This is a genomic window from Microbulbifer agarilyticus S89, from assembly GCF_000220505.1.
GTDB classification, from domain to species: Bacteria; Pseudomonadota; Gammaproteobacteria; order Pseudomonadales; family Cellvibrionaceae; genus Microbulbifer; species Microbulbifer agarilyticus_B.
Genome location: NZ_AFPJ01000022.1, coordinates 1 through 26,952, shown reverse-complemented (window position 1 = coordinate 26,952; position 26,952 = coordinate 1). Strand labels below are relative to the sequence as shown.

The following is a 26,952-nucleotide window of genomic DNA, read 5'->3' as shown; positions in this document are numbered from 1 at the left end:
CACCCCGGTAAAACCCCGGCGCATTGTGACCGTCGTCAACATTCAGGCAAAAAAAACGGCCCACCTTGCGGGGGCCGTTTTTTGAGCGAGTCAGGTCTAAGTAATCAGGTCAGAGTAATCAGGCCGGATTCATCTTGCCCAGCACGCTCTGCAGACTTTCCTTCGCGTCGCCAAACAGCATGCGCGAGTTGTCTTTGTAGAACAGCGGGTTGGCCACACCGGCGTAGCCGGACGCCATGGAACGTTTCAGTACAACAACTTTTCCAGCCTTCCACACTTCCAGCACCGGCATGCCAGCGATGGGCGAACCGGGTTTTTCCACGGCATCGGGGTTCACCGTGTCGTTCGCGCCGATGACCAGCACCAGGTCGGTTTCCGGGAAGTCATCGTTGATTTCTTCCATTTCCAGCACGATGTCGTAGGGCACATTGGCTTCCGCCAGCAGTACGTTCATGTGTCCGGGCAAACGGCCCGCCACCGGATGGATGCCGAAACGCACGGTTTTACCCGCTTTGCGCAGCTTGTCGGTCAGGTCACTTACCGCCTGCTGCGCGTGGGCTACCGCCATACCAAAGCCGGGAACGATAACGATGTTCTTGGCTGCTTTCAGGTCATCCGCCAACTCATCGTGGGTGGTCGCGACCGCCTCACCTTCGACTTCACTGTCACCACCGGCCACTTCACCATCGGAACCGAAGCCGCCCAGAATCACGCTGACAAAGGAACGGTTCATGCCGCGACACATGATGTAACTGAGGATGGCACCAGAGGAGCCAACCAGGGCACCGATAACAATCAGCAGGTCGTTGCTCAACATAAAGCCGGTCGCCGCAGCGGCCCAACCGGAATAACTGTTCAGCATGGAAATCACCACCGGCATATCCGCACCGCCGATGGCGGCGATCAGGTGGATACCCAGCAACAGCGCGATACCTGTCATCACCAGCAGGTTGATGATGGTGGCATTGCTCACGTCCGCGGGGATGAACTGAGCACCCAGCACCACGCAGAACACCAGGGCGATCAGGTTCAACCAGTGGCGAGCCGGCAACATCAGGGGCTTACCGGAAATCAGCCCCTGCAATTTGCCGAAGGCAACGATGGAGCCGGTCAGGGTAATGGCACCGATAAACACACCGATATAGATCTCGGAGTTATGCACAATGTGTGCAGCACCTTCCAGATTGATACGCGGGTCCAGGTAGCCGCCCCAGCCAATCAATACCGCGGCCAGGCCGACAAAGCTGTGCAGTAATGCCACCAGCTGGGGCATCGCGGCCATCTCGACCTTGCGCGCTAGGTGGATCCCAATCACCGCTCCCACGCCCATGGCAATGGCCACCGGCAGGTAGGCGCCGGAAGTGATACCGGCGATGGTCGCAATGATGGCCACGGCCATGCCCACCATGCCGTAGTAGTTACCGCGCCTTGCGGTCTCGTGCGCAGACAATCCACCGAGGCTCAGGATAAACATCACCGCGGAGAAGAGGTATGCCATTGAAATTACGCTACTCATGTCAGCCTCTCCTTATCGACGGAACATTTTCAGCATACGGTGGGTTACGAAGAAACCACCGAAGATGTTGATACTGGCAACCAGTACCGCCACAAACGCCATTACGGTTACCAGGAAGGAACCTGTAGCCCCCACCTGCAACAGGGCACCGATAATCACAATGCCCGAGATGGCGTTGGTCACACTCATCAGCGGGGTGTGCAGGGCATGGGATACATTCCAGATCACCTGCCAGCCGATAAAGATGGCCAGAACAAACACGGTAAAGTGGGCCACGAAGTCCGCCGGGGCAGACTTACCCAGTGCCAGCAGCAAGCCACCGGCAACAGCCCAGAAGGCCACCAGAGACAGGGGTGACGACTTCTTCTCCGGCTTCGGCTCCACTTCGATCTGCGGCTCCGGCTGCTTTTGCTGGGGCGCGGCAGAAATTTTTGGCGCGGGGGGTGGCCAGGTAATTTCACCCTCTTTCACCACGGTGGCACCGCGAATGGCTTCGTCTTCGAAGTTGATCTCGATCGCGCCATTCTTCTCCGGCGTCATATCGGTCAACAGGTGACACAGGTTAGTCGCATACAGCGTCGAGGACTGGGTGGCTGCGCGACTGGCCAGGTTGGTGTAACCAAGAATGGTTACACCACTCTTCACAACCTTCTTGTCGGCTTCGGTGAAATCACAGTTACCGCCCATCTCCGCAGCCAGGTCGACGACCACGGAACCATCGGCCATGGTGTCGACCATGTCCGCCAGCCACAGCTTCGGTGCCGGCTTGCCGGGGATCAGCGCGGTAGTGATAACGATATCCACTTCCTTGGCCTGTTCGCGGAACAGGGCCATTTCCGCGTCGATAAATTCTTTCGACATTTGCTTGGCGTAACCGCCAGTGCCGGAACCGTCTTCTTCGATTTCGACGGTGAGGAACTCGGCACCCATGGACTCGACCTGCTCGCGAACTTCCGGGCGGGTATCGAAGGCGCGCACGATGGCCCCCATACTCTTGGCGGTACCGATGGCGGACAGGCCCGCAACACCGGCGCCGATCACCAATACCTTGGCGGGCGGGATTTTACCCGCAGCGGTAATCTGGCCGGTAAAGAAGCGGCCGAACTCATGGGCCGCTTCAATCACCGCGCGATAACCGGCAATGTTGGCCATGGAGCTCAAGGCATCCATTTTCTGCGCGCGGGAAATACGCGGAATAGACTCCACCGCCAGTGCGTTGATGTTCTTGTCTGCCAGTTTCTTGAGCAGCGCTTCGTTTTGCGCTGGCTTCAGGAACGCTACCAGGGTGGCTCCGCTGGGGATCAGGTCCAGCTCGGCGTCATTCGGCTGTTGTACTTTCAGTACAATATCGGCCTGGCCCAGACAGTCGCGCGCGCTGGCACACAACTTGGCCCCGGCCTGTTCATATTCTGCGTCGGGGAAGTTGGCTCCCTCTCCGGCACCCTGCTCAATGGCAACGTCAAAGCCCAGCGACTGCAATCGCTTCACGCTGGCTGGCGTTGCCGCAACCCGCGACTCTCCAGGCGCGGTCTCCTTTGGTATGGCAATAATCACCGTTTGTGCTCCCGTTAAAAATTTGTCGTTGTTATATACCCAAGACTCAAAACAGAGATTTGGGCTGTCCTGTGCAGGACAAAAAATTACCGCCGAATTTAATTCCGCCAGTACCGCCTTTTATTCGGGTAACCCCGAGACAACAAATTAAAAGGCAAAGACAGGCCCGCCCCGGAAAAAATAGTTTCCAAGGAAATTAAAACCTTTTCGGTAAGTCGCTGCATTAAAGAAAATAAATTTCGACGACGGAAATAGAGGATTCTTATTACTCGTTTTGAGGAAATTTATTAAAGATATCGAAATTTGTGTGAAAAATAGCAGTTTCAGTTACATGCGAAACGAAAAAACACCCCAAAAACATATATATCATGACAATAAGCACTTTTGCGCATGCAAGATGGCAAATGAAAAAGTTGGCACAAAAAAGCACTAAGAGACTGACGACGGCTCATATAAAGGATTATTTAATTAACTATTCCAAACCGTTTCGTTAAAGAATAACCCTTTGATATTAAATCGATGCGGCTTTGGAATAGGTATCAGATAAAACCAATATCTGCAGGAGGATCGGTGTCGGATATTACGTGCCCCGGATAAATCGATTTCTCCTGCAACGATATTTTATATGGCGCTTTACCGGGTTTTAGCAGGTAAAAAACCTAGCGGGAGTAATTGCGCCTGTACCGGGTCAGAACGCACATATTGCAGGAAACGGATTGCCAGGTTCCGCTTGCGGGTGCTCCGCAAGATCACCAGCTGCTGTTCCAGCGGCGGGTGGAATTGATGAGGGATTCGCATGAATTGGGCACTGCGCCCAGATGCCAGAGCCTGGCCGTAGGGAATCAATCCCAGGTCGCCCTCCCCCTGATGCAACATGATCTGCGCGTGCCCCGAATGCCCCGCGTAGACCACTCGATTCTTTACCCGCGGCCACAGCCGCAACTTCTTCAGCATCTTGACCGCCGCATCGCCATCGGGCGCGAGCTGGGGATCCGCCACCACCAGTTTATGTTTACCGCGGCCCAGCAACAGGATCAGCTGTCGAGGGGTAAGGGTGGCGCCGGCTGCGTTATGTGTCGCGAGCGTAGCAAGGGTAGAGAACCCGGAAGATTTGTTGGTGGAGATCTTCGTGCTGGCCCATACCGCCAACTGTCCACGCGCATAGGTTTGGCGACTGGCAGGCACGATAAGGCCAGCCTTCTCCAGCAAAACCGGGCGCGCCATATCGGCGGAGAGAAACAGGTCGAAGGGGTGCTCCACACCGTCAGCGCGGATCTGGCTGTATAGCAGACCGCTAGCACCCGCTGTGACCTCTAGGCGGCAGCGGCAATGCCGCTCAAAAGATGGTCGCAAAGCCTCCAGCGCGGGTTGGAAGCTGGCATCTACCGCTATTCGCAGCACCTGCGGGGTGCGCTCGCCGCAACTGGACAGGGCAACTGCGGCTGCGGTAACAAAGATGGCCGTAAACAGGCTCCGCAGGCGTTTGCCGGTGAGAGAGAAGCGCGTGTTCTGTAACAACATTCGAATATAAATACCTCAATTCGAATCCACCCCACGACCCACAAACTGGCAGTCACCCGCCTGCAAATGGCGTCTATCCTTGCCTTGCTCTACCCCAGCAGTTGGCTGTAGTCCTCCGGCCGGTTCAGGTTCACATGCCAGTCGCCTTCCGGGGCAGGCAGTTGCACACAGCCGATAAAACCGAACAGGGCGCGGACAGAAGCAATCGCATTGCCTGCAGCCGCCGCATCCAGGTACTTGCGACTGCGCGCGCCAAGCGGAAGCCAGCACGGCAGGAAGTAGTCGCCAAAACACACCGCTTGCTCTACGGTCTGCCCAGCTGCACACAGCTGTTCCAGCAGGCCAGGCGATAGCAGAGGCATATCCACCGGTACCACCAAGAGCGCATCACAGCCAAGGTCCCACTGGCGCAAGTGCTGATCAATGGCCTGGAGCCCGCCGAGCGGACCCGCGGCCTCTACCCGGTCTGGAATGCCACCGGGGCGACGCCCACTCACCAGCGGCGCCATCATCTCCATGCCTGCAGGCGGCTCGATCTGTTCAAGCTGATGCTTGGCCTGCTCAAGCAACGTACGCCCATTGGATAATTTTAGCAGCGCCTTGTCGCGCCCCATGCGACTAGACAGTCCACCCGCGAGCACAACCGGGCACACCCGCGTGCGTGGCATTGATTGATGACCTGATGGCGATGTCATTTATTACTGCATCCTGACATGTGAACCCCGTGGCGCCGGCGTGCCACGATCGAGACGAGACGAAACCATACAACAAAATCACTACCTTTTAGCTTCGCATACTTCATCTTTGGAAAATGTAGCCCAAAAGGGCCTCCCCGGTCTGCCTCGAGCATTGCACCACATTGCCGCACAGAACACCCAGTTGCGCACCAAGCTGAACCAAATCACCCTCGGCACCCCTTCTCTGCACTCTCAGGGCGCAATCGGACGCCAGAAGACGAGGAATCTCCATGCAATCCCCCATACAAGGCACACGCTCTACTAAATTTGCAGCCATTGGTACGAGTTTTGATTGTCCTTATGCCAGTGGCATTGAGGCCCGGCCGCACAATCCGTGCCGCCGGGCCTTTTCTATTGCGCGCGAATATCCAGGGAGATATCCATGTTTGCCAGCCCACGTGCAGGCCAGACGACCGCCACAAACCTTCCGCTCTCTACCGCAATTCTCGGGGCTGCGCTGCTGTTTGCTGCATCCAATGCGACGGGTGCGGAAGAAAACATCGCGCAAATGCCGGGAGAGATGATTCGCAACAGTACCTTCGACCTCAATTTTCGCCCGCGCTACGAACATGTGCGCGAAGTTTCCTTTCCCAAGCATGCAACGGCGGGCACCCTGCGCAGCCGCGCAACCTGGACCAGCGCCCGCTGGGATGGCTGGGAGTTCTTGTTGGAAGGGGACAATGTCACCTATCTCAGTAGCGAAAAATTCAACAACACCGAAAACGGACGCACCCAGTACCCGGTCATTGCCGACCCGGAGTACAGTGAGGTAAACCGCGTCCAGCTGAGTTACAAGCACAACAAGAACCTGCTCACCCTGGGCCGGCAGCGCATCAATTTCGACGACCAGCGTTTTATCGGTGGCGTCGCATGGCGCCAAAATGAACAAACGTACGATGCGTTACGTGCGGAGTGGGCATTCGACGACCGCTTCACGGGCGACTACTTCTACTCCTGGAACGTCAACCGGATTTTCGGTCCCGATGGGGCCGACGGCGATATAGGCGGGCCAGTAAACGCACTGCGACTCAACTACAAGGTCCGCCCGAACCATACCCTCAGCGGTTTCTTTTACAGCCTCGATTTCCACGAATTTGACCAGTTGGCGAGTGTCACCGCCGGCTTCAAGTGGAGCGCGGACTGTGAAACCTTCCGCTGGCATCTGCGCGCCGCCACCCAGAGCGATACCGGCCGCAACCCCTACGATTACCGGGCGGAGTACTACAACGCTGAATTCGGCACCAAGCCAGAACAGAAATACAAGTTTGCGGGTTTTGTCGGCACCGAGTGGCTCACAGGCGATAACCAGTGGGCATTTCAAACCCCTCTGGCCACGCTGCACAAGTTCCAGGGTTACGCGGACAAGTTCTTGACCACCCCCGTGGACGGGATCCGCGACTACTACGCTGGCGGCTCAGTGGTTATTTCTGGCATTAAGTTTGCAGCAACATTACATAAATTCTATAGCGACCGCTTCAGTCGCGAGTACGGTAACGAGCTCGACCTAGTAGCGACCTATGCCATAACAAAAAATATTGGCCTGCTCGCCAAATACGCCACCTACGATGCTGACACCTTCAGCACCGATACGGACAAATTCTGGCTGCAGTTCGAGTTGAAGTTTTGATAAAGCGATGACAAGCACCCCCATCAGCATTTTACTGGTCGATGACCAGACCGAGCGCGCGGCCATGGTGTCCGGGCAGCTCACCGCTGCCGGATACAACCTGCTGGCGCAGCTCTCCAGTGCCGAAGGCCTTCTGTTCCAGGTGGAAAAGCACCGCCCCGATATCGTGTTGATCGATATCGAATCCCCCGACCGGGATATTCTTGAAAGTCTCTCCGTGATCAACCAGCACAACCCGACGCCAGTAGCCATGTTCTCTGCCCGCGGCGGCGCAGACTTCATCAGTAGCGCGGTGGACGCCGGGGTCAGCGCCTATATGGCAGAAGGCCTGTCTGCGGAGCGTGTCGCGCCAGCGATTGAAATCGCCATGGCACAGTTCCGCAGTTATCAACAACTGCGGCAATCCCTGGAACGCACCCAGCAACAGCTGGACGAACGCAAAATTATTGAGCGCGCCAAGGGGTTGTTGATGGCGCGCAAAAATATCAGCGAGCAGGCCGCACACCAGACTCTGCGTACCCTGGCGATGAACAGCAACTCCACCATGCGCAATGTCGCAGAACAAATCATCTCGCATCTGCAGACACCGGCCAGATAGCGCGATTTGACCCAGAATTTTAAAGATTGCCGAGAGTAATACCGTGAGCAGCCTGCAAGTCGAAAAACCAAAACTCAAACTGCTCTATCTGCGCCTGACAGATAGCGCCCCCCTGATCATCGCCCATGAGCTCGGGCTATTCGAGCAGCATGGGCTGCAAGTCACACTGCAGCGGGAAACTTCATGGGCCACATTGCGGGACAAGTTAATCGGCGGCGCTGCGGATGCAGCCGCGATGCTTGCGCCCATGCCACTCACGCTCAATCAAACCTTGCCGCACTGTGAAGAAGAATTGCTCAGCGGCCTGATCCTGAGCTGCAATGGCAACGGGATTACCCTGTCCAGCGACCTCTACAATAAACTGAATCCACAATCTGACGATGCGGATGGCGTCGGTAGCGCGCTGAAGCAATTTATTGACCGTCAAACAGTGGATGCCGCACCACTCAGGTTTGCCAGCGTGTATCCGTTTGCCAGCCACACACTGCAGCTACGCCACTGGTTAAGCAGCGCCGGGATTAACCCTGACACCGACGTGCGCCTGCAGGTATTGCCGCCGGAGCAAATGGTGGACCACCTGCGCCGCGGGGATATTGATGGTTTCTGCGTAGGTGAACCCTGGAATACGTTTGCTGCGCAGGAAGGTATTGGGGTCATCGCGACGCCAAACAACGCCCTGATGCCTGCAATGCCTGAAAAAGTACTCGCGGTTACCCGTAGCTGGCACGCAGCAAATCCGGCATCCCATATGGCGTTGCGCGCCGCGCTATTGGAGGCCTGTGGATGGCTGAGCGACCGCACCAACCGTCGCGATGCAGCGGGCATTCTGGCGCGCCCAGAGTATCTCGACTTGCCCGATGCCGCGGTGGCAGCCTCCCTGGACGATCAACTGTATCGTAAACAGGGCGCGACCGCGGAGCAGAATACCGGCTGGCATCTGTTCGCCCATCCGCAGACAGATCACGGGCGCCCCTCCCTGCAAAAAGCACGCGAGCTACTTACCCTGTGTAACAACATTGCCCCGGTAGATACGGACACCGCAGAGCGCTTTCACTCCGACCTCTACCAGCAAACCCTCGACTACCTGCGGCTGCGTGAGCGGTATACTCCCCATTCCAACACGCTCAAGTCCCATACACTCAAATCACAGGCACAATAAAAGCCTGTTGAGACGGAATGAACCCGTAAGTATCCGCCGCAGACGCCCACCCTCGGTGCACAATTGTGCACCACCTCAACCAAAGCACACCAAAACGGGGCGCACACGATATCTAGCTGCGCCCCTCAACCGCGCATAGTTGACTGGCGCTAAGGCATTAGCACGCGTTATCGGAAACGGTTGCGCCTCGCGTGCGCCATTATTTTGCAATAAAGCGCACCAGTTTCAGCCCGCGATCCGATGTACGCACAACCATGGCACAGTTATTGAATAGCTATTGCATAGTTATTAGTAGGACAACGAAGTCCACCGGCGGCAGCCAGGGTGCCCCGTGGGCTTTTTTTATGCCCGCCGTTTGGAACCTTGCCGAGCAAGTCGACAGATTCAGAACACGAACTAACGGGATAACATTATGTCCAGTGACTCCTTAAACCTATTTTCCTTTACGGGAAAAACCCGGGTACTGCACCTCACCTGGATTGCCTTCTTTATTACCTTCTTTGCCTGGTTCAACCATGCACCACTATTGATGGCAATTGCCGACAGCCTGTCGCTGACTTCGGAACAGGTAAAAACCCTGCTGATTCTGAACGTGGCACTGACCATTCCCGCGCGCGTGATTATCGGTATGTTGACGGACAAATATGGTCCTCGCCTGACGTATTCACTGCTGCTGGCCATCGGTAGTATCCCCTGCTTTATTTTCGCTCTGGCCGACAGTTTTACCGCGGCGGCGATTGGCCGCTTCCTGCTGGGCTTTATTGGCGCGGGCTTCGTAGTTGGTATTCGCATGGTTTCCGAGTGGTTCCCGGCCAAGCAGCTGGGCACCGCGGAAGGTATTTATGGCGGCTGGGGTAATTTCGGTTCTGCGGCGGGCGCAATGACCCTGCCCACCATCGCCCTACTGTTCGGTGGTGACGATGGCTGGCGCTATGCCATCGGCCTCACCGGTGCGATCGCCCTGGTTTACAGTGTGATCTACTACCGCTCCGTGACCGACACCCCCAAGGGTGGCACCTACTTCAAGCCGAAAAAAATCGGTGGCATGGAAGTTTCCAGCCCCGCCGATTTCGTACTGTTGCTGATCATGAAAGTCCCCATGTACGCGGCACTGGCACTGCTGACCTGGAAGCTGTCCCCCGCTGGTGTGGGCATGCTGGCGCAGTCTGTCGCGGTGGTGATTTACGTGGCACTTACCGCGCTGTACCTGTTTGATGCGAAGAAGTGCTACGACATCAACAAGGAAATCTTCGTGAAACTGCCGGAGCCGATCCATCGCTATCAGTTCAAGCAGGTTGCGGTGCTGAATATTCTGTATTTCGCGACCTTCGGCTCCGAGCTCGCGGTTGTGTCCATGCTGCCGCTGTTCTTCTCCGAAACCTTTACCCTGGATCCGGTAAAAGCTGGCCTGCTGGCTTCCGCCTATGCCTTTATGAACCTGATGTCTCGTCCTGCCGGCGGTCTGATCAGTGACCGCTTTGGTCGCAAGAGCACGCTGTTGATTTTGACTGCGGGCCTGGCGGTTGGTTACCTGACCATGAGTATGATCGATGCGGAATGGCCGCTGTATCTGGCGGTAGCGGCGGCGATGGCATGTTCTTTCTTCGTTCAGTCCGGTGAAGGTGCGGTGTTTGCAGTGGTACCGCTGATCAAGCGTCGCCTGACAGGCCAGATCGCGGGTATGACCGGTGCTTACGGCAACGTAGGTGCGGTGTTCTACCTGACGGTACTGAGCATGGTTTCGTACCAGACCTTCTTCCTGGTGATTGCTGGTACCGCGGTGCTTGGCTTTGTTACTTTGCTGTTCCTTGCAGAGCCGGAAGGTCAGATGGCTGAGGTTATGCCAGATGGTAGCGTTTCACTGATTGACGTTGCCTGACCTCCCAACATTTACGGCGCTTCGAATACCTTTTCGGGCGCCGGGCACTACCAAGCCTTTGCTGGACACGCCGTGAACCCATCCATGGGGGCTTGTCGAAAAGGTCCCTCTTTTCGACAGTCCAGCAAAGGCTTGGTAGCACCCGGCTTAACGACTACCTTTCAACCGCTAGACGGCATATTTTGAACCACACCTGCGAAACCACCACCGTGTCAGACTCGGAACTGAAGGCCTCTAACTCCGAAAACCTGGAGTTCGCCACTGCGAGCGAGTGTGGGCTGCGTGAGTACAATGATGATGCTGTCGCCGCTTATCGGGCTACCGGCAGCGACCTGCGTTATCGCGGCTCGATGGTGGCGATCGCCGACGGGGTTGGTAGTGCCGAGGCAGGTGGTGCAGCGGCACGGGCGGCAATCAGCGGGTTTATTTCCGATTATTACAGCACGCCGGATTCCTGGTCGGTAAAACAAGCCAGTGCGCGGGTGCTGCATGCGCTAAACAGCTGGCTGTATCGACAGAGTGGCGGTGCCGATGAGGTGCAGCGGGGCTGGCTGACGACCTTTTCGGCAGTGATTCTGAAAGGCTCTACCGCGCACCTGATTCATATTGGTGACTCGCGGATTTATCGATTGCGGGATGGCGATCTTGAGTGCCTGACCCGCGATCACAGTCGCGCACTCGGCCCGGAGCGCACCTTTTTAAGTCGCGCGCTAGGTATGGACGCGCATATCGAGGTGGACTATCGCCGCGAGCCGCTGGAGGCGGGCGACCTGTTCTGCGTCACCACCGATGGTATCCACGATTTTTTGCCGAGAAGCCAGTTCACCGAATTGCTCGCCGAGCACCAGCTGGATGCGGCGCAGGCGTTGACCACAGCAGCGCTGGACAATGGCAGTAAAGACAATCTGAGCCTGGCGTTGTGTCGTGTGAATGTGGTGGACAGCGTACAGGCCGATGATGTGATGGTGGCCACCAGCCAGCTGCCCTTCCCACCGCCACTGCAACCCGGCAACAAGATTGATGGTTACGAGGTATTGCAGGAGCTTCATGCAAGTAGCCGCAGCTACCTGTATCTCGTCAGGGATATGGAGTCAGGGAAAAATGGCGAGCCGGAACAGTTGTGCGCACTGAAGGCACCCTCCGAGAACTTCTGTGATGATCCCGCATATATCGAACGCTTCATCGCCGAAGAGTGGACGGGGCGCCGCCTGGATCATCCGGGCATCGTCAAAATATTCCCACCGCGCAAGGAACGTCAGTTTCTCTACCACGTGATGGAATATGTAGACGGGCAAAACTTGCGCCAGTGGATGCAGCTCAATCCGGAGCCACCACTGGATCAGGTACGCAATCTGGTGCAACAACTGGTTAGCGCTCTGAGGCGCTTGCAACGCCTGGATATCGTGCATGGAGACCTAAAGCCCGAAAACATCATGGTGGACACCAGCGGGCGCCTGAAGCTGATTGACCTGGGGGGAGCCAATGCAGCAGGCCTGCAGGAACTGCTGCGTTATCAGGACAGCGCACCGCCCGGCAGTAAAAACTACTGTGCCCCGGAGTATTTCTTCAAGGATGCGGCCAGCCATCGCTCGGATATCTTCTCCCTCGGTGTTATCGCCTACGAGATGCTGACCGGGCACTATCCGTATAAGGAGCGCTTTGGCAGCAGTCACTACCAATTGAAGACTTACGCGAGCCTGCGCTATATCAGCGCGCGGCAATACCGGGAAGATATTCCGGAATGGATTGATGGCGCCCTGCGCAAGGCCTGCGCACCAGATCCTAAAAACCGCTATCCCGCGCTATCGGAGCTCGTGCACGATCTGAGCACACCGAATAAAAAGTTCGACACCACGGAGAAGCCACCGCTGATCCAGCGCAATCCCCTATTGTTCTGGCAGACCGTCGCAGTTCTCGCGCTACTTTCCCATTTGTTGTATTTCGTTTAACCCTGCGTTCCAAACTGGGGCGCACACCATCTCATCGCACCAATTTGCAGCATCAAACTGAGTGCCTGCGTATCTCGAATCCCACATTAGCCACAACGACTTTGCGGTTTCCCCACGCCATCAGCGGTCAATACAAGTTGGCACAGAGATTGAATGCATTTAGTCACAATCTGAAATTCTTTTAGCAAGGCAACGGCGCCTGACACTCTTCGACAGAAGAGGGTAAGCCCGTGCAGCCTTAGCATCCCCCTGCATCTGTGGCCTCCCACTTTTCTGCCAAAAGCGTCAGGTACCAATACTCGGTAAGACTCCGGGTACAACCTGGTAAATCACGGCAGAGATTATGGTTAAGCAAAAAATCGTCGTCATCGGTAACGGCATGGTGGGCCACCACTTTCTGGAACAACTGGCGAACCGCCCCGAACGGGAATTGTTCGACGTACTGGTATTTTGTGCCGAGCCCCGTCCCGCCTACGACCGCGTGCATCTCTCCGAATACTTTGGCGGCCGTACCGCCGACGACCTGGCCATGGGCAAGGTCGAACAGTATCGTGAGTGGGGCTACGACCTGCGCCTAAACGACGCCGCAGTAAGCATCGACCGCGAAAACAAAATCGTCACTTCTGCCAGCGGCGCCGCTGAATCTTATGATCACCTGGTACTCGCCACCGGCTCCTATCCGTTTGTACCGCCGATTCCCGGCCACGAACACAGCAAGTGCTTTGTTTACCGTACCCTGGAAGATCTCGACAAGATCCAGGCGGCCGCTAGCGACGGCAAGGTTGGTGTTGTTGTAGGTGGTGGCCTGCTGGGCCTGGAAGCGGCCAATGCCCTCAAGCAGCTGGGCCTCGAAGCCCACGTGGTGGAATTCGCTCCCGGATTGATGTCCGTACAGCTGGATGAAGGCGGCTCCAACCTGCTGCGTGAAAAAATCGAAGAGCTGGGCGTTACCGTCCATACCAGTACCGCGACCGAACTGATCGAAGAAGTGGACGGTGGTCGCCTGCGTATGCGCTTCAAGGGCGAGAAATCCCTCGATACCGACCTGATTGTTTTCTCTGCGGGTATCCGCCCTGAAGACAGCCTGGCCAAGTCCGCCGGTATCGAGCTGGGCGAACGCGGCGGTATCGTGATCGACAACACCTGCCGCACCTCTGACAAGAGCATTTTCGCCATCGGCGAATGTGCCCTGTTCAATAACTTCATCTTCGGTCTGGTAGCGCCGGGCTATACCATGGCGCGCACCGCGGTTTCCCTATTGTGTGGTGAAGCCGCGGAATTCAACGGAGCCGACATGAGCACCAAGCTGAAGCTGCTGGGTGTAGAAGTAGGTTCCATCGGTGATGCCCACGGCCGCAAAGAGGGCTCTGCAGCCATCACCTTTGTCGATGAACAGACCGGCGTGTACAAGCGCATGATCACCGACAGTGAAGGGAAGAAGCTGCGCGGTGCAGTACTGGTCGGTGACACCGGCGACTACGACACCCTGCTGCAATACCATTTGAATGACATGGATCTGCCGGAGCATCCCGAACAGCTGATCCTGCCAGCGCTGGATGGCGCCGCACCAACTCTGGGCGCCGATGCCCTGCCGGACACCGCAACCATCTGCTCCTGCCACAACGTCAGTAAAGGCGACATCGTCGGCGCCGTTCAGGGTGGCTGCTGCTCCGTGGGTGAAGTGAAAGACTGCACCAAAGCGGCGACTGGCTGTGGTGGCTGTGCCGCCCTGCTGAAGAACGTTGTGGATACCGAACTCGCCGCGCTGGGTGTCGAGGTCAATAACGACCTGTGTGCGCACTTCCCCTATACCCGCCAGGAAATCTTCCACATGGTGCAAGTGGAAGAAATCAAAACCTTTGACGAGCTGCTGGAAAAACACGGTACCGGTAAAGGCTGTGAGATCTGTAAGCCCACTGCAGCCTCAATTTTCGCCTCCCTGTGGAATGAACACATTCACGAGAAGCCACACGTTGGCCTGCAGGACACCAACGATACGTTTATGGCCAACATGCAGAAGAACGGCACCTACTCCGTTGTTCCGCGTATTGCCGGTGGCGAAATCACCCCGGACAAGCTGATCGTACTCGGGGAAGTGGCGAAGAAATACGACCTCTATACCAAGATCACCGGCGGCCAGCGTATCGACCTGTTTGGCGCACGCCTGGAAGAGCTGCCAGAGATCTGGCGCGAACTGACCGACGCGGGCTTCGAAACCGGTCACGCCTACGGCAAGTCACTGCGTACCGTGAAGTCCTGCGTGGGCAGCACCTGGTGTCGCTTTGGTGTTCAGGACAGCGTGGGCATGGCCCTCACTGTTGAGAACCGCTACAAGGGATTGCGCTCTCCGCACAAAATCAAAATGGCGGTATCTGGCTGTACGCGCGAGTGTGCGGAAGCACAGAGCAAAGACATCGGTGTGATCGCTACCGAAAACGGCTGGAACCTGTATGTATGTGGTAACGGCGGTATGCGCCCGCGCCACGCCGACCTGTTCGCGACCGATCTGGATGACGTCACCCTGATCAAGTACATCGACCGCGTGCTGATGTTCTACGTGCGCACTGCCGACAAGCTGCAGCGTACCTCTGTATGGCTGGAAAACCTGGAAGGCGGCCTCGATTACCTACGCGAAGTTGTGATCGAGGACAAGCTGGGTATCTGCGACGAGCTGGAGCGGCAGATGACCAACGTGGTTGGCACCTACCAGTGTGAATGGAAGACCGCGATCAACGACCCGGAAATGCTCAAGCGCTTCCGCCAGTTCGTTAACACCGACGAGAAAGACGAAAAGATCGTATTCGTGGAAGAGCGCCAGCAGCGTCGTCCAGCTACCGAAGAAGAGATCGTCAAGATCGCAGAGCCAGCGTAAGCCGGCTCCCATTAGCAAACAGCGTTGAAGATTTCATAACCCTATTCTTTCCATACCATTGTGGAGAACCGAAATGAGCGAAGTTGCCATAACCCGCACCGAGTGGCTGCAAGTCTGCAAGCGATCAGATCTTGTAGCCAATTCCGGAGTGTGCGCTCTTGTGGGCGATCAACAGATTGCCCTGTTTTTTTTACCCGAACAGGAACCCCAGTTGTTCGCGATCGACAACTGGGATCCTATCGCCAAAGCAGGGGTTATCGGCCGCGGCCTAGTTGCGGAAATCGATGGCCAAGTCACCGTGGCATCACCGCTGTACAAACAGCACTATCGACTGACCGATGGCCAGTGCCTGGAAGAGGAAGAAATCCAACTCGCAGTTTACCCCGTCGCTTTCGATGGCGATGACGTACTGATCCAGATCGATCAATAAAAAAAATAAGCAGTCGAAGATGGCATTAACAGAGCTGTTTAGCGCCCATAGATCCTGTACCACCTGCCCCTATTGCGGCGTGGGATGTGGGGTCGCCGCAACCAGGGAAAGCACTCCTGGCAACCAAGGTGGTGCAGAAGATGTAATCCGAATTCGGGGGGACGAGCAGCACCCAGCCAACAAGGGCAAACTCTGTGTAAAGGGTTCTTCCCTTGCGGATACACTGGGTAACCACGGGCGCCTGTTAAAGCCACAACTGCATGGCGAAGAGTGCGACTGGGAAACCGCACTGGATTTCGCCGCATCGAAACTGCGCGAGACGATCGATGCGCATGGCCCGGACTCGGTGGCCTTCTACCTGTCTGGCCAGCTGCTGACCGAAGACTACTACGTTGCCAACAAACTGATGAAGGGTTATGTGGGCACCGCCAACGTCGATACCAATTCGCGCCTGTGCATGTCTTCTGCAGTTGCCGCCTACAAGCGCTCACTGGGCGCAGACGCAGTACCCTGTAACTACGAAGATCTCGACGAAGCGGAACTCGTGGTACTGATCGGTTCCAACGCCGCCTGGACCCACCCGATCCTGTTCCAACGTATGCAGGCGAGTAACGCCAAGCTTGTGGTCGTCGACCCACGCGGCAGCGCCACCAGCGAAATGGCAGACCTGCACCTGGCCATTTCCCCGGGTAGCGATGCAGCCCTGTTTAACGGACTGCTGCATTACCTCACCGAGTTAGGCGCGCTTGATCAGGCGTTTATCGACAACCACACCGAAAACTTTACCGACACCCTGTACGCCGCCGCGGAGTGGACCCCGGAAAAGGTCGCAGACCACTGCAGCGTCGAACTGGAGCAACTCCTCGAATTCTACGAGCTGTTCCGCACCAACGAAAAAGCCATCAGCTTTTATTCGCAGGGTGTCAACCAGTCCAGCACCGGTACCGACAAGAACAACACCATTATCAATTGCCACCTGGCCACTGGCCGTATTGGCAAGCCGGGCTGCGGCCCCTTCTCCATCACCGGCCAACCCAATGCCATGGGCGGGCGTGAAGTGGGCGGGCTGGCGAATATGCTCGCCGCACACATGGACTTCAACGAAGAAAATATCGACCGCGTCGGTCGCTTCTGGCAGGCCAGTAACATGGCCCAGGGGCCAGGGCTGAAAGCGGTTGAGCTGTTTAATGCAGTTGAAAGTGGTCAGATCAAAGCGGTCTGGATTATGGCCACCAACCCGGCGGTGAGCATGCCGGACGCACGCCGCGTCGCGAATGCGCTGGAAAACTGCCCCACCGTCATCGTGTCCGACTGTGTTGGCGATACCGACACCGCACGCTGTGCCGACCTACTCCTGCCCGCGACAACCTGGGGCGAGAAAACCGGTACCGTTACCAACTCCGAACGCCGCGTGTCTCGCCAGAAAGGCTTCCTCCCCAAACCCGGCGAAGCCCGCCACGATTGGGAAATTATCTGTGATGTAGCAAAACGCCTGGGCTTCGGTGAAGCCTTCGACTTCCAGTCGCCCGCCGACATTTTCCGCGAACACGCCGCGCTTTCTGGTTTTGAAAACAACCGCGAACAGGCCCGCCGCGCGTTTGATATCTCCGCGCTTGCCAATATCAGCGACCACGAATACGACTTCTTCACCCCGGTACAGTGGCCAGTAAACGCAGATAACCCACAGGGTACCGCGCGCCTGTTTAGCGATGGCGACTTCTACACCCCCTCTGGCCGCGCCCGTTTTGTCGCCGTACAACCACAGAGCCCAAAGCAGGAAACCCGCGACGAATACCCACTGGTATTAAATAGCGGCCGTTTGCGCGACCAGTGGCACACCATGACCCGCACCGGCCGTGCACGCCAGCTGCTGGACCACAGCGAGGCCCCGGAGCTGCATGTGCATCCGCAGGAAGCAGAAAAATTTGGTATCCAGGATGAACAGCTGGTGCGTGTGGAAAGCGAAAAAGGCCAGTTCTTCGGCCGCGCCAGAGTCACCCCCAGCCAGAAACCCGGCCAACTGTTCGCGCCCATTCACTGGAGCGACAGCCTAGCCCACAACGCCACTGTCAGCGCCCTGGCCATTCCCTTTACCGACCCCTTCTCGGGCCAGCCGGAATTAAAACAGGTCGCGGTCAATATAGAGCCGCTCACCGCACACAGCTATGCATGCCTGCTATTGCGCACCGAAGCTGCAGAAGAACTGCACAGCCGCCTGCAAATTGGCGAAGCCAAACTGTTTGAAACCATTCTCCACTGGTACCGGGTACCGGTTGAAGGCGGCTACCGCTTCGAACTGGCACTGAAAAAACAGCCGGACTGGCAAGCGCTCGCCGACAAACTGTTTAAGCTCAATGACAAACAACTCAATCGCAAACAGCTGCAGTTACCCAGCGGTGAACGCTGGCTACTGCACAGCGAGCAAATGGAATTCCTGGTATTCACCAGCGCCGAATGGCACTCGCTGCCAGACCGCAAGACACTCGAGAGTGCGCTGCTGGAGCCACTACCCGACGCACCCGCAAAACTTCTGCACGACGTGCCTGCCGGTGCCCAGATGGTATGCACCTGCCTGCAGGTCTCCCGCAAAGAAATCGAAACAGCTATCGCAGAAGGCGCCGCCTCGGTGGACGAACTCGGTGAGCTACTGGGCTGCGGCACCAATTGCGGCTCCTGTAAGCCGGAGATCTCCGCACTACTCAATACCAACCTCGCAGTTGCAGTCGGCTAGACTGGTTTCTCCGAAATCATCGACAAGCTACCAACTCAATGCGAAGGCAAAGCGCCGGGTATGGGGTTTCAGGAGCGTCGCAAACAGGAAGTTTGCGCCGCAGCGCCCAGGGATGGGTCCACAGCGGTCCTGAAACCCCATACCCGGTGCTTTGCCGCCACACAACCAGCCAAGTAAGTACCACCTACCCCAGACAACCAGCCCACGCCACCAATACTCGAATTCCCCAACACTTGAACCAACAGCCCTTAGAAAGCTATCTTGCAACTCAAGTCGAAAAAGAAAAGGCGAGCTTCATGTCCGATGTCTGTGCACAAAATGGTCTGCGTTCCGTAGAAACCGCCAAACAGATGCTGATCGATAGCATCCAGCCCATTACCGCGACAGAGACAATCCCCCTCGCCCAGGCATGTGGCCGGGTGCTGGCCGAACCGGTACTGGCAGCGCTAGACTTGCCCCCGTGCGACAACTCCGCCATGGACGGCTACGCCCTGTGCGGAGACCATCAGAGTTATACCTTGATCGGCAAAAGCCTCGCAGGGCACCCCTTCGACGGCACACTCGAACCCGGCCAGGCCACCCGCATCACCACCGGTGCAGCGGTACCTACCGGCGCCGACCGCGTGCAGATGCAGGAAAATTGCAGCATCGAAGCCGACCAACTCACCATGAGCCGCCCCGCCAGGCCCGGCGAAAATATTCGCCGCCGGGGTGAAGATGTCCACACCGGCCAAAGCCTTGTTCCGGTAGGCGTAAAAATTAAAGTCCCACACATCGCCCTGCTCGCAGGCGCCGGCGTGGCGGAAATCACCGTGCACCGCAAACTGAAAGCCGCCCTACTTTCCATCGGCGATGAACTCAAGCCCATCGGCACCCCGGTATCTGAACTCGGTGACGGCGACATTTACGATAGCAACCGCATTGCCCTGCACGTCGCTCTGGAACAACTGGGTGTCGACATTCTCGACCTCGGCTGCTGGCCGGACCAGCCGGAAAAAATCCGCGAGGCATTTATCGAGGCCCGCGACAACGCCGACTTCGTAATCACCAGCGGCGGCGTATCCGTGGGCGAAGCCGACTTCACTAAAACTGTATTGCAGGAGCTCGGCGAAATCGGCTTCTGGAAACTCGCCATCAAACCGGGCAAACCCTTCGCCTTCGGTCGCCTGCCAAAGGATGAAGGTGAAACACTGTTCTTCGGCCTACCCGGCAACCCGGTTTCCGCAATTGTCACGCTGGATCAGCTGGTGGTGCCCGCACTGGAAAAACTGCGTGGCACTTCGACAGAACACCGTCATCCACCGCTGCAAACGCGCGCACGCCTACTGAACAACATCCGCAAACGCCCCGGCCGCACCGACTACCAACGCGGCTTTACCTATTGCGACAGCGACGGTATTCAGGTGGTGGAAACCCGGGGCATTCAGGGCAGCCACATTCTCTCGGGCTTCGCCGCCGCCAACTGCTTCGTGGTGCTACCCCGTGAAGGTGGTGATTGTGAGACCGGCGACTGGGTCACCATAGAACCTTTCAACGCGCCGCTAAAATAGACCCGCGGCGCCAGTGCTATACTCCGCGGCCAAACGCACTCTGTCTGAAACAAGCCTACTATTCATAAGCCTACAACCAGAAGTACCATGAGCCGCAGCCGCTACGAGAAATTTAAACAGGTGCTCCGCCAGCGCCAGCATGACATGACCCTGCTCACCGACCAGGTGCACAAGGGCCAGAACATCTCCGCCATGCTGCGCACCGCCGACGCTGTCGGCATCCCCGAAATCCATATGGTGCAACCCAGCTACGGGCACCTGCTGTATCACAACACCGCCGGTGGCAGCGGCCGCTTCACCGGCAACGCCGTCTACCCCGATATCGAATCCGGCATGGTCGAACTCAAAAATCGCGGCATGCACCTCTACGCCGCCCACTGGTCCGATCGCGCCATCGACTTTCGCGCAGCCGACTACACCAAACCCTTTGCACTGATCATGGGAGCCGAAAAGCACGGCCTGAGCGATTACGCCGCAGAGCATGCCGACGACCATGTCACCATTCCGATTATTGGTATGGTCGAAAGCTATAACGTGAGCGTGGCCGCTGCGATCATTCTGCAAGAGGCAATGCATCAGCGGCAAAAGGCCGGTATGTATGACGACAAGGTGCTGGATGAAGAAGATCCGGCCATCAAAGATATTCTGTTCCGCTGGATGCACCCGAAAATGGTGAAGTACTGCGAGAAGCACAACTTGCCATTTCCGGAGCTGGATGAAGACGGCGATATCATTCCACCGAAAGACCTGAAATACCGACAGCCAAATAAATAACAACAAAAGCGGATCGATGAAGCAAAGCATCCGCAGACCTGCCCAGGACCAGAAATTTAAACACCCTACACAGCTAAAATATTCGAAAGAGTACGAAGAGCTTCTCCATTCGTACCTCATACTCAAGGAGAATTTGCTACTTAAGCTTTAGCTCTTGACCTTCATAATTCACTTCATACTCGATCAATACACCACACTCTTCCCCGTAGGAAAACTGAATAAAATTGTAGTCAGACATAGTTTTAGACAGCATATACCAAACGTGAGCTGTTTCATCCTCCACCCGAGCTTTTAAAGGAAATAAAAACTTCAGCTTATTATCGACATTCGAAGCCAGCTTAACAATAAACACATCTGACAAATTCGATTCATTGATTTTAGATGGAAGCTCAAAAACAACATCGATTTCATCACTGGAGGAATCAACTGAAAATAATATTTCATTCAAATATTTCTCACTAAGCTTCTTTGTAGCTTTTCCATCACTGATACATGTACTGCCAAATACTGAAAAACTAAAAAAGAATCCAGAAACAAAAACAATAGCAAGCCTCATAATAGTGCACCGAGATTAAAAATTGAAATTTACGGCCATACTGTACTCATCACATGATCAGGATTTACAACTCTTTTTTCTTTAGATAATTTTTGAAATGCTCTTTTTTCTGCAAAATTACGACTAAAACGATATGCTATATTTCCGACAAATTTTTGATCATCCAGTCCAGCGCTATGCAATGACTCATGACCTGCCGCCCACGCTGTTGCGTTCGTTCCATCACCAAACCGGGAGTGATTAGTATCAATCGTCATCGTTTTTCCGCCAACCACCGCCTCAGCAAAACGACCTCCAGTAGTTTTTCCTGCATGCGCGACATAGCCACCGGACCCGTCGTCGTTTAAAGCCTTTGCACCTGCGTCCAATGAGTCAGCCATGGAGTTTAGGTCACTAGCAGAATATCCATCACCATTAACCTCACCGTCTCCCAACCCCCCAGCTTCGCTTCGAAGCTTACTAGCTGTCTCACTCATAGCCGACGCGGCTTTCTTCTGAGCTGCGTCGAACTTTTCCCAAGCCTCATCCGACCAGCCGTTTCCTTTCCCGTACATCCCGGTAGGGTCGACCATGTTCATGGGATCATTACCGACATAAGCATATAAATTCATCTGATCCTTGTAACCCACAGGATCAGTTTGTAAGAAACGTCCGATTTCCGGAGAGTAAATCCTCGCCTTGTAGTAGTACAACTCGAGCTCAGGCATCCAGGCCTGCCCGGTATAGCGGAACCGCCCGACATTTTGCATACCACCATTACCGTAGCTATCGTAGCTGTTCACTGAGACCAGGTTGCCAGTATTGTCCGTGATACTGTTTACGGAACCCTGATGATCTGCGTAAAGGAAGTGGCGCTCGCTTGGGGATGTCTCTGAGCCCTGGTACCACACTAGCGGTTCGTCAACCCGGTCGCCGTGCACGTAGCGGTTAGTGATTGTTCCGGAGGTATTGTATTCCGCTATGAGCGCATCACCATCGTAAAGAAAATGCGTAGTGTTACTACCACTACTCACTTCGTAGAGGCGTCCTTGGGGGTCATATTTGAGAGTGGCATTAGTTTCGCCTGAGACGCTCGTGAGACGGTTTTCAATGTCGTAACTGTAGGAAGTGACACCATCGGATGTGAGATTGCCGTTCGTGTCATAGCTGTAAGTAATACCGTCAACACTGCTATATTGATTTAGTCCATTCGAGGTATAGAGTTTTGTATCGGCGGTGCTAGCAGTGTACTCGAAATCACTGTTACTGATAGTACGGCTGACGATCTGGCTGGCGGGGTTGTAGTCGAAGATGTAATCGACATCATCACCGGTTCCCAGTACATCGTGATTGAAGCCATTCAGGCGGGATAGGCCATCGTAGTCGTAGAAGGTATAGGAACCATTAGGGCGCAGGAGTTCAGTACGCCGCCCCTGGGGGTCATACTCTAGTGACAACAGCGAGGTGCTGGTGGATTGCTGTATGGCAATGTTGCGATCCAGGTTGTCGTATACATAGCTGAAGAAAATCCCGTCCGGGTGGGTGATACGGGTGCGGTTGCCGTTGAGGTCATACTCGTATGCGAGTGTGCGGGAGACAGCACCCATGGTCGTGGTTGCACTCTCCGCCCGGCCTAAGCCGTTATAGGTTGTAGTAATGCCTTGGCCGCTGGTTGAACCGAAGCGGGCGTACTGCTGCAGGCCTCTAAGGTCGTAGCCATAGTAGACGTCACTGGCGGTACCTGGCAGGTTCTTCAGGGTTACGCGGTTAAGTTTGTCATAGGTGTAGCTAATGATCTGCCCGTCGCGTTTGCGCAACGAGGTGCGGTTACTGTTGCCGTCATACGTGTACGCTTCATAGTCCGCGTTGCTGGCCTGCCCAGTGGACGTCTTGGATGGAAAATACCAGCGTAAACGCCTATCGTGGCCGTCGTACACATACTCTGCCAGGTTACCATTGGCGTCGGTGACCGATTCGATTTGGCCTGAGACGGTATAACTGTAAGTCGCGTAGTCTTGCTGTAAGGAAGTACCATAAGCCTTTTGGATCTTGAGCAATTGCCCCCGCGCATCGTGAGTAAATTTCTCAATCCGATCTGCGCCGAAAGCACCGCTCGCGCCTTTCGCGCACGCGTCCGCTGGCGGCGATGCAAAGCTTGCGGGATTCATGCGTGTTGCTTTACATTCGCGTCGACCATCGGCGTCGTAGCTGGTTTGCACCAAAGATTCGGTTTCGCCATCAGCGATAACTTTTTCGAGTAACACACGCCCAAAGTCGTCATACTGATATTGGCGGGCGACCCCAACCTGAAATGCAGCCCCCCAATTCGAGGGAGGTATCGAGTCACCTTTCCAGGCAGTCAGCTCGCCCTGTTCAACTTTTGTTTGGCGGCCAGCGCTGTCGTAGGTATAGCGGGTAGCAGGAAATCCGAGTGGCCCGTCACCATCCGGGTCTGGCAGGATTTCGCCCATCAGTTGCCCCATAGCGTCGAAACGTTGCGCTGATTTGAACGGTGCCCCGACTTGCTCAGCCAGAGTAGTATTCATTAGAAACAGGCTATGCAGAGCGACAACCCATAGCGACGGTGTGAATTTATTCATGGGCATGCTCCCAATCCGGCCCGTGGACTCGTCTCGCCAATCTGCCGACCGTAATCATCGTATTCGTAGCAGGTTCTCAGGCTTTCACCACCAGAGCTGACAATAACACCCGTTACGTTAAGGTTATTTGCTTCATTTGAATTGCCATATTCATATCTAGTCACCACCTCGTCTGCGGCACCTCCCGCACAACTCCCTACTCCAGTACTGGTATTGAAGGATCCCTGTGTAGTGATACAGCGGTGCTCGGACGCAAGCACCCAAACTGGTTCCGCGACCTGCTGATATCCTCCCGAAGCGAGCTTAATCCACGCGCGTTTCTGCGCATACTGGCGCCAGGTTAGCGGTCGTATCCCGTCGTTATCGGCCGGTTCAAGGGTAGAGGTCAGCAATCCGTGGACTGTGTTATACGTAAAATCTGTCGCGTTACCGCGACCGTCAACCGTTTGGATAGGCTTGCTACAAAGCAGAGGGGTGAGGCAACTACCGAACGTCGAGCCTGTTACCAAATCGGGTTCTGCCCCTGACCGGGATGTCCACCGGCGCTCAATAATATTCCGATGAGCAGGATCGTACTTAAGCTGCAGAGATCTACCATCGGAATAGTTCCAGTACCTCGCAGGAACAATAATACAGCCACCGCCTTGAGCGCCATCATTCGGAATACAGTAGTTCGCGGTATGTGTTCTACCGAGTTCATCGACTATCGTAGACGGCCCCGGGGAAACTGTTTTTCCGGTTTCTCGAAATGGACCCGGGCGGTCGAGCAACTGAAAAAATACGCTCACTTCAGGCCCGGAGTTCAGAGAATACCTTCCACCGGCACGCTCGAAAGTCAAGTCGTCACCATGGTCATGGACAATCCACGTGTACTCGTAGACGCGCCCATCAGAGAATACCTGCCGGTCTACCGCATGATTAGCGGTTCCCAAAACCATCGCACCGTATTCATTGGTGAGATATGGCTGAGATTGACCCGGTAAATAATGGCGCACCTCATAGGATTCAGAATAATCTGTGTAAGTGCTTTGATAGGTGTACGTATGCCCGAGTGCATTTGTGGCACTACTCAGGAATCCGTTACCGCTGTAATTATACGTCGAAGTAAGTGCGCCACTTGGGCAAACATTGTTATTGGGAAATATGTGCGTGGCTAAATTTAACAAACACGCTTTATCGATTTTCTCGCTACTCCCTTCATATTCAAGTAAAAGTGCATAACCATAGTTGGAAGTGACGCTGCGTAGCCTCGCATCACCCGAACTTGAGGTAGGGTTGTCGTAGGAAAACGTATATGTCAAACCGTCAGGCTTTACTAACTCCGATGCGTACATACACTTTGAACCGCTTCCACCTTCGAAAACGGCTGTTTTCTTATTACAGAGTTCATTACCTTCAGGGCGAAATGTTACTTCAGTACCGTCCTTCGCCGTATAGACCCAGTAACGACTGCTTCCCGTCCCATTTCCCTCTAGAACCTCCTTTCCACCAGGCGATGACTGCGAGGGCCTCATATTAGTGATACCACCACGAAATCCCGACGACCGCCCATCTATGGAGACCGTGTAGTCTGCCGTGTATTCAGCATCTTGCTCACGGAGTATCATGAAGACCTCCCAGTTATGTGAGAGATTTCCAAATGGCTTGCCCACAATTCCAAATTCAATGCCATTTTGGCGCACTAGTGATAGGCCATACTCACCTCCGATACTCAGGTCTTCTCGGTGGTATACAAATTGCCCCGTGCGCATATCAACCCCACCGGGGTTTATCGAATAGTTTTCGGCAGGCATAGGTGTCGGAGATTGCTCTGGCAACTCACCCTCAGCGACGGCATACATACACATACTTAGTAGCGCCAGGCTGGATAAATATTTTCTCCAGTTGCCGTGCCTATAAGCTTCAACATTAGATTCTTCTTTCAGAGTACCACGCGGGAGTTCCAGCGATGCATTAGCGTTGAGGAACAAACGCGCAAACGTTGGTTTTATCATCACAATATTACCTTCCCTCAATCCAAACAGATCGGGCTACAAACCCTAACCAAGCGTACGCCAGAGTAACCACTGCAGCCTCCCGAATTACATGCCTTTGCCTTGTACCTATATTCCCCACCCGACTTCGAATGAAACCCCTTGTAGGCGTTTGATCCGGTATAGACCTTAAAGTAAGTACCGCCGTATTTGCTCTCCCACAACTCATAGCTGGTAGCGCCCGCAGGTGAGGCCCAGGAGATCGTGTAGTCGCCACCATAAGACTGAGAAGGGCCGGAAATTGACGCTGGCGCGGAGGGCGGAGACACAACTGATGTTGGATTGGCACCCGTGCGATAGCCACTACAGGCACTGCCATTACACGCGCGTACACGGTAGTAATAGTTTCCGTCGCCTTTTCCAGAGACACCCTTACTTCTACCAGTACCACTGTATATGCGTGTTTGCCCCGAAAAATTTGAGCTTGTCGATTCGTAAAGCTGATAGGCAGTAACGACGCCGCTCGAGGCACCCCAACTAACTGTGTAAGTTCCAGTACTACCATTGGATGGCACGGTTATCGAGGATGGGATACCTGGCGGTAACGTAACGCTTAAGGAGCCGCCACCAGTCCGGTATCCACCGCACGCACTACCGTTGCACGCTCGCACTCGGTAGTAATAGGTTCCATTGCCTCTTCCGGACAATACCTTGCTTGTGGCTGCCCCATTGTGAACCAAGGTCTGGCCAGTGAAATTCGAATTGGTTGCCTCATAGAGCTTATAAGCAGTCACTGTACCACTGGCCGAACCCCAGCTAATCGTGAATCCCCCAGTTGTACTGCCAGAAGGTACGGCTATGGATGACGGTGCTCCAGGCGGTAACGTCACGCTTAAGGGGCCACTACCAGTACGATATCCACTGCACGCACTGCCGTTACACGCTCG

The 26,952-nt window shown here is 55.4% G+C and carries 17 protein-coding genes; 10 read left to right on the top strand and 7 right to left on the bottom strand.

Annotated features, from left to right (window positions below):
• Positions 1 to 118 precede the first annotated feature (118 nt).
• From pntB to mobA, 4 genes are all read right to left on the bottom strand, one after another.
• A complete protein-coding gene (gene pntB, locus AS89_RS0106330) occupies positions 119 to 1,516 on the bottom strand; it encodes a Re/Si-specific NAD(P)(+) transhydrogenase subunit beta (RefSeq protein ID WP_010131618.1) in 1,398 nt (465 codons plus the stop codon).
• Between the two features lie 12 nt (positions 1,517 to 1,528).
• Complete coding sequence (locus AS89_RS0106325) at positions 1,529 to 3,070, bottom strand: Re/Si-specific NAD(P)(+) transhydrogenase subunit alpha (RefSeq protein ID WP_010131617.1); 1,542 nt, start codon at positions 3,068 to 3,070, stop codon at positions 1,529 to 1,531.
• A 633-nt stretch (positions 3,071 to 3,703) separates the two neighbouring features.
• Positions 3,704 to 4,591: a molybdate ABC transporter substrate-binding protein gene (gene modA, locus AS89_RS18150; RefSeq protein ID WP_010131616.1), complete on the bottom strand. Its 888-nt coding sequence runs from the start codon at positions 4,589 to 4,591 to the stop codon at positions 3,704 to 3,706.
• Between the two features lie 89 nt (positions 4,592 to 4,680).
• On the bottom strand, positions 4,681 to 5,286 hold the full coding sequence (gene mobA, locus AS89_RS0106315; protein WP_081475684.1) for a molybdenum cofactor guanylyltransferase: 606 nt from the start codon (positions 5,284 to 5,286) through the stop codon (positions 4,681 to 4,683).
• A 424-nt stretch (positions 5,287 to 5,710) separates the two neighbouring features.
• Between mobA and AS89_RS0106305 the strand changes: the two genes are divergently transcribed.
• From AS89_RS0106305 to trmH, 10 genes are all read left to right on the top strand, one after another.
• Positions 5,711 to 6,955: a hypothetical protein gene (locus AS89_RS0106305; RefSeq protein WP_010131613.1), complete on the top strand. Its 1,245-nt coding sequence runs from the start codon at positions 5,711 to 5,713 to the stop codon at positions 6,953 to 6,955.
• Between the two features lie 7 nt (positions 6,956 to 6,962).
• Entirely contained in the window at positions 6,963 to 7,553 is a 591-nt protein-coding gene (locus tag AS89_RS0106300; RefSeq protein ID WP_010131612.1) for an ANTAR domain-containing response regulator, read from the top strand.
• 43 nt (positions 7,554 to 7,596) lie between these two features.
• Entirely contained in the window at positions 7,597 to 8,712 is a 1,116-nt protein-coding gene (locus AS89_RS0106295; protein WP_010131611.1) for a CmpA/NrtA family ABC transporter substrate-binding protein, read from the top strand.
• Between the two features lie 412 nt (positions 8,713 to 9,124).
• Positions 9,125 to 10,591 (top strand): NarK family nitrate/nitrite MFS transporter, encoded by a 1,467-nt coding sequence (locus AS89_RS0106290; protein ID WP_010131610.1) that lies wholly within the window; start codon positions 9,125 to 9,127, stop codon positions 10,589 to 10,591.
• Between the two features lie 209 nt (positions 10,592 to 10,800).
• Positions 10,801 to 12,540, top strand: coding sequence for a bifunctional protein-serine/threonine kinase/phosphatase (locus tag AS89_RS0106285; protein WP_029249841.1), 1,740 nt, complete (start codon positions 10,801 to 10,803; stop codon positions 12,538 to 12,540).
• Positions 12,541 to 12,883: 343 nt separating this feature from the next.
• Positions 12,884 to 15,412: a nitrite reductase large subunit NirB gene (gene nirB, locus AS89_RS0106280; RefSeq protein WP_010131608.1), complete on the top strand. Its 2,529-nt coding sequence runs from the start codon at positions 12,884 to 12,886 to the stop codon at positions 15,410 to 15,412.
• A gap of 73 nt (positions 15,413 to 15,485) precedes the next feature.
• A complete protein-coding gene (gene nirD, locus AS89_RS0106275; protein ID WP_010131606.1) occupies positions 15,486 to 15,842 on the top strand; it encodes a nitrite reductase small subunit NirD in 357 nt (118 codons plus the stop codon).
• Positions 15,843 to 15,861: 19 nt separating this feature from the next.
• The gene (locus AS89_RS0106270; protein WP_010131605.1) at positions 15,862 to 18,573 is read left to right on the top strand and encodes a nitrate reductase; all 2,712 of its coding nucleotides are present in this window, start codon (positions 15,862 to 15,864) and stop codon (positions 18,571 to 18,573) included.
• A 296-nt stretch (positions 18,574 to 18,869) separates the two neighbouring features.
• Positions 18,870 to 20,123 carry a molybdopterin molybdotransferase MoeA gene (gene moeA, locus AS89_RS0106265; RefSeq protein WP_010131604.1) on the top strand — a complete coding sequence of 418 codons (1,254 nt, stop codon included), beginning with the start codon at positions 18,870 to 18,872 and terminating at the stop codon, positions 20,121 to 20,123.
• Between the two features lie 87 nt (positions 20,124 to 20,210).
• On the top strand, positions 20,211 to 20,897 hold the full coding sequence (trmH, locus tag AS89_RS0106260) for a tRNA (guanosine(18)-2'-O)-methyltransferase TrmH (RefSeq protein WP_010131603.1): 687 nt from the start codon (positions 20,211 to 20,213) through the stop codon (positions 20,895 to 20,897).
• Between the two features lie 136 nt (positions 20,898 to 21,033).
• On the opposite strand, the gene AS89_RS0106250 is transcribed toward trmH, so the two are convergent.
• The 3 genes from AS89_RS0106250 to AS89_RS0106240 are packed head-to-tail and all read right to left on the bottom strand — an operon-like array spanning position 21,034 to position 26,026.
• Entirely contained in the window at positions 21,034 to 21,453 is a 420-nt protein-coding gene (locus AS89_RS0106250) for a hypothetical protein (protein ID WP_138976369.1), read from the bottom strand.
• Positions 21,454 to 21,482: 29 nt separating this feature from the next.
• On the bottom strand, positions 21,483 to 24,032 hold the full coding sequence (locus tag AS89_RS17060; protein WP_158217344.1) for an RHS repeat domain-containing protein: 2,550 nt from the start codon (positions 24,030 to 24,032) through the stop codon (positions 21,483 to 21,485).
• Entirely contained in the window at positions 24,029 to 26,026 is a 1,998-nt protein-coding gene (locus tag AS89_RS0106240) for a hypothetical protein (RefSeq protein WP_010131600.1), read from the bottom strand. The genes AS89_RS17060 and AS89_RS0106240 overlap by 4 nt, the downstream gene beginning before the upstream one ends.
• Positions 26,027 to 26,952 lie beyond the last annotated feature (926 nt).

Excerpts from the sequence above, each read along its gene's own strand:
- AS89_RS0106305 (WP_010131613.1), top strand. The coding sequence starts at position 5,711 with ATGTTTGCCAGCCCACGTGCAGGCCAGACGACCGCCACAAACCTTCCG.
- nirB (WP_010131608.1), top strand. The coding sequence starts at position 12,884 with ATGGTTAAGCAAAAAATCGTCGTCATCGGTAACGGCATGGTGGGCCAC.
- nirD (WP_010131606.1), top strand. The coding sequence starts at position 15,486 with ATGAGCGAAGTTGCCATAACCCGCACCGAGTGGCTGCAAGTCTGCAAG.
- AS89_RS17060 (WP_158217344.1), bottom strand. The coding sequence starts at position 24,032 with ATGAATAAATTCACACCGTCGCTATGGGTTGTCGCTCTGCATAGCCTG.
- AS89_RS0106270 (WP_010131605.1), top strand. The coding sequence starts at position 15,862 with ATGGCATTAACAGAGCTGTTTAGCGCCCATAGATCCTGTACCACCTGC.
- mobA (WP_081475684.1), bottom strand. The coding sequence starts at position 5,286 with ATGACATCGCCATCAGGTCATCAATCAATGCCACGCACGCGGGTGTGC.
- AS89_RS0106240 (WP_010131600.1), bottom strand. The coding sequence starts at position 26,026 with ATGATAAAACCAACGTTTGCGCGTTTGTTCCTCAACGCTAATGCATCG.
- AS89_RS0106250 (WP_138976369.1), bottom strand. The coding sequence starts at position 21,453 with ATGAGGCTTGCTATTGTTTTTGTTTCTGGATTCTTTTTTAGTTTTTCA.
- AS89_RS0106290 (WP_010131610.1), top strand. The coding sequence starts at position 9,125 with ATGTCCAGTGACTCCTTAAACCTATTTTCCTTTACGGGAAAAACCCGG.
- AS89_RS0106300 (WP_010131612.1), top strand. The coding sequence starts at position 6,963 with ATGACAAGCACCCCCATCAGCATTTTACTGGTCGATGACCAGACCGAG.
- pntB (WP_010131618.1), bottom strand. The coding sequence starts at position 1,516 with ATGAGTAGCGTAATTTCAATGGCATACCTCTTCTCCGCGGTGATGTTT.
- moeA (WP_010131604.1), top strand. The coding sequence starts at position 18,870 with ATGTCCGATGTCTGTGCACAAAATGGTCTGCGTTCCGTAGAAACCGCC.
- modA (WP_010131616.1), bottom strand. The coding sequence starts at position 4,591 with ATGTTGTTACAGAACACGCGCTTCTCTCTCACCGGCAAACGCCTGCGG.
- trmH (WP_010131603.1), top strand. The coding sequence starts at position 20,211 with ATGAGCCGCAGCCGCTACGAGAAATTTAAACAGGTGCTCCGCCAGCGC.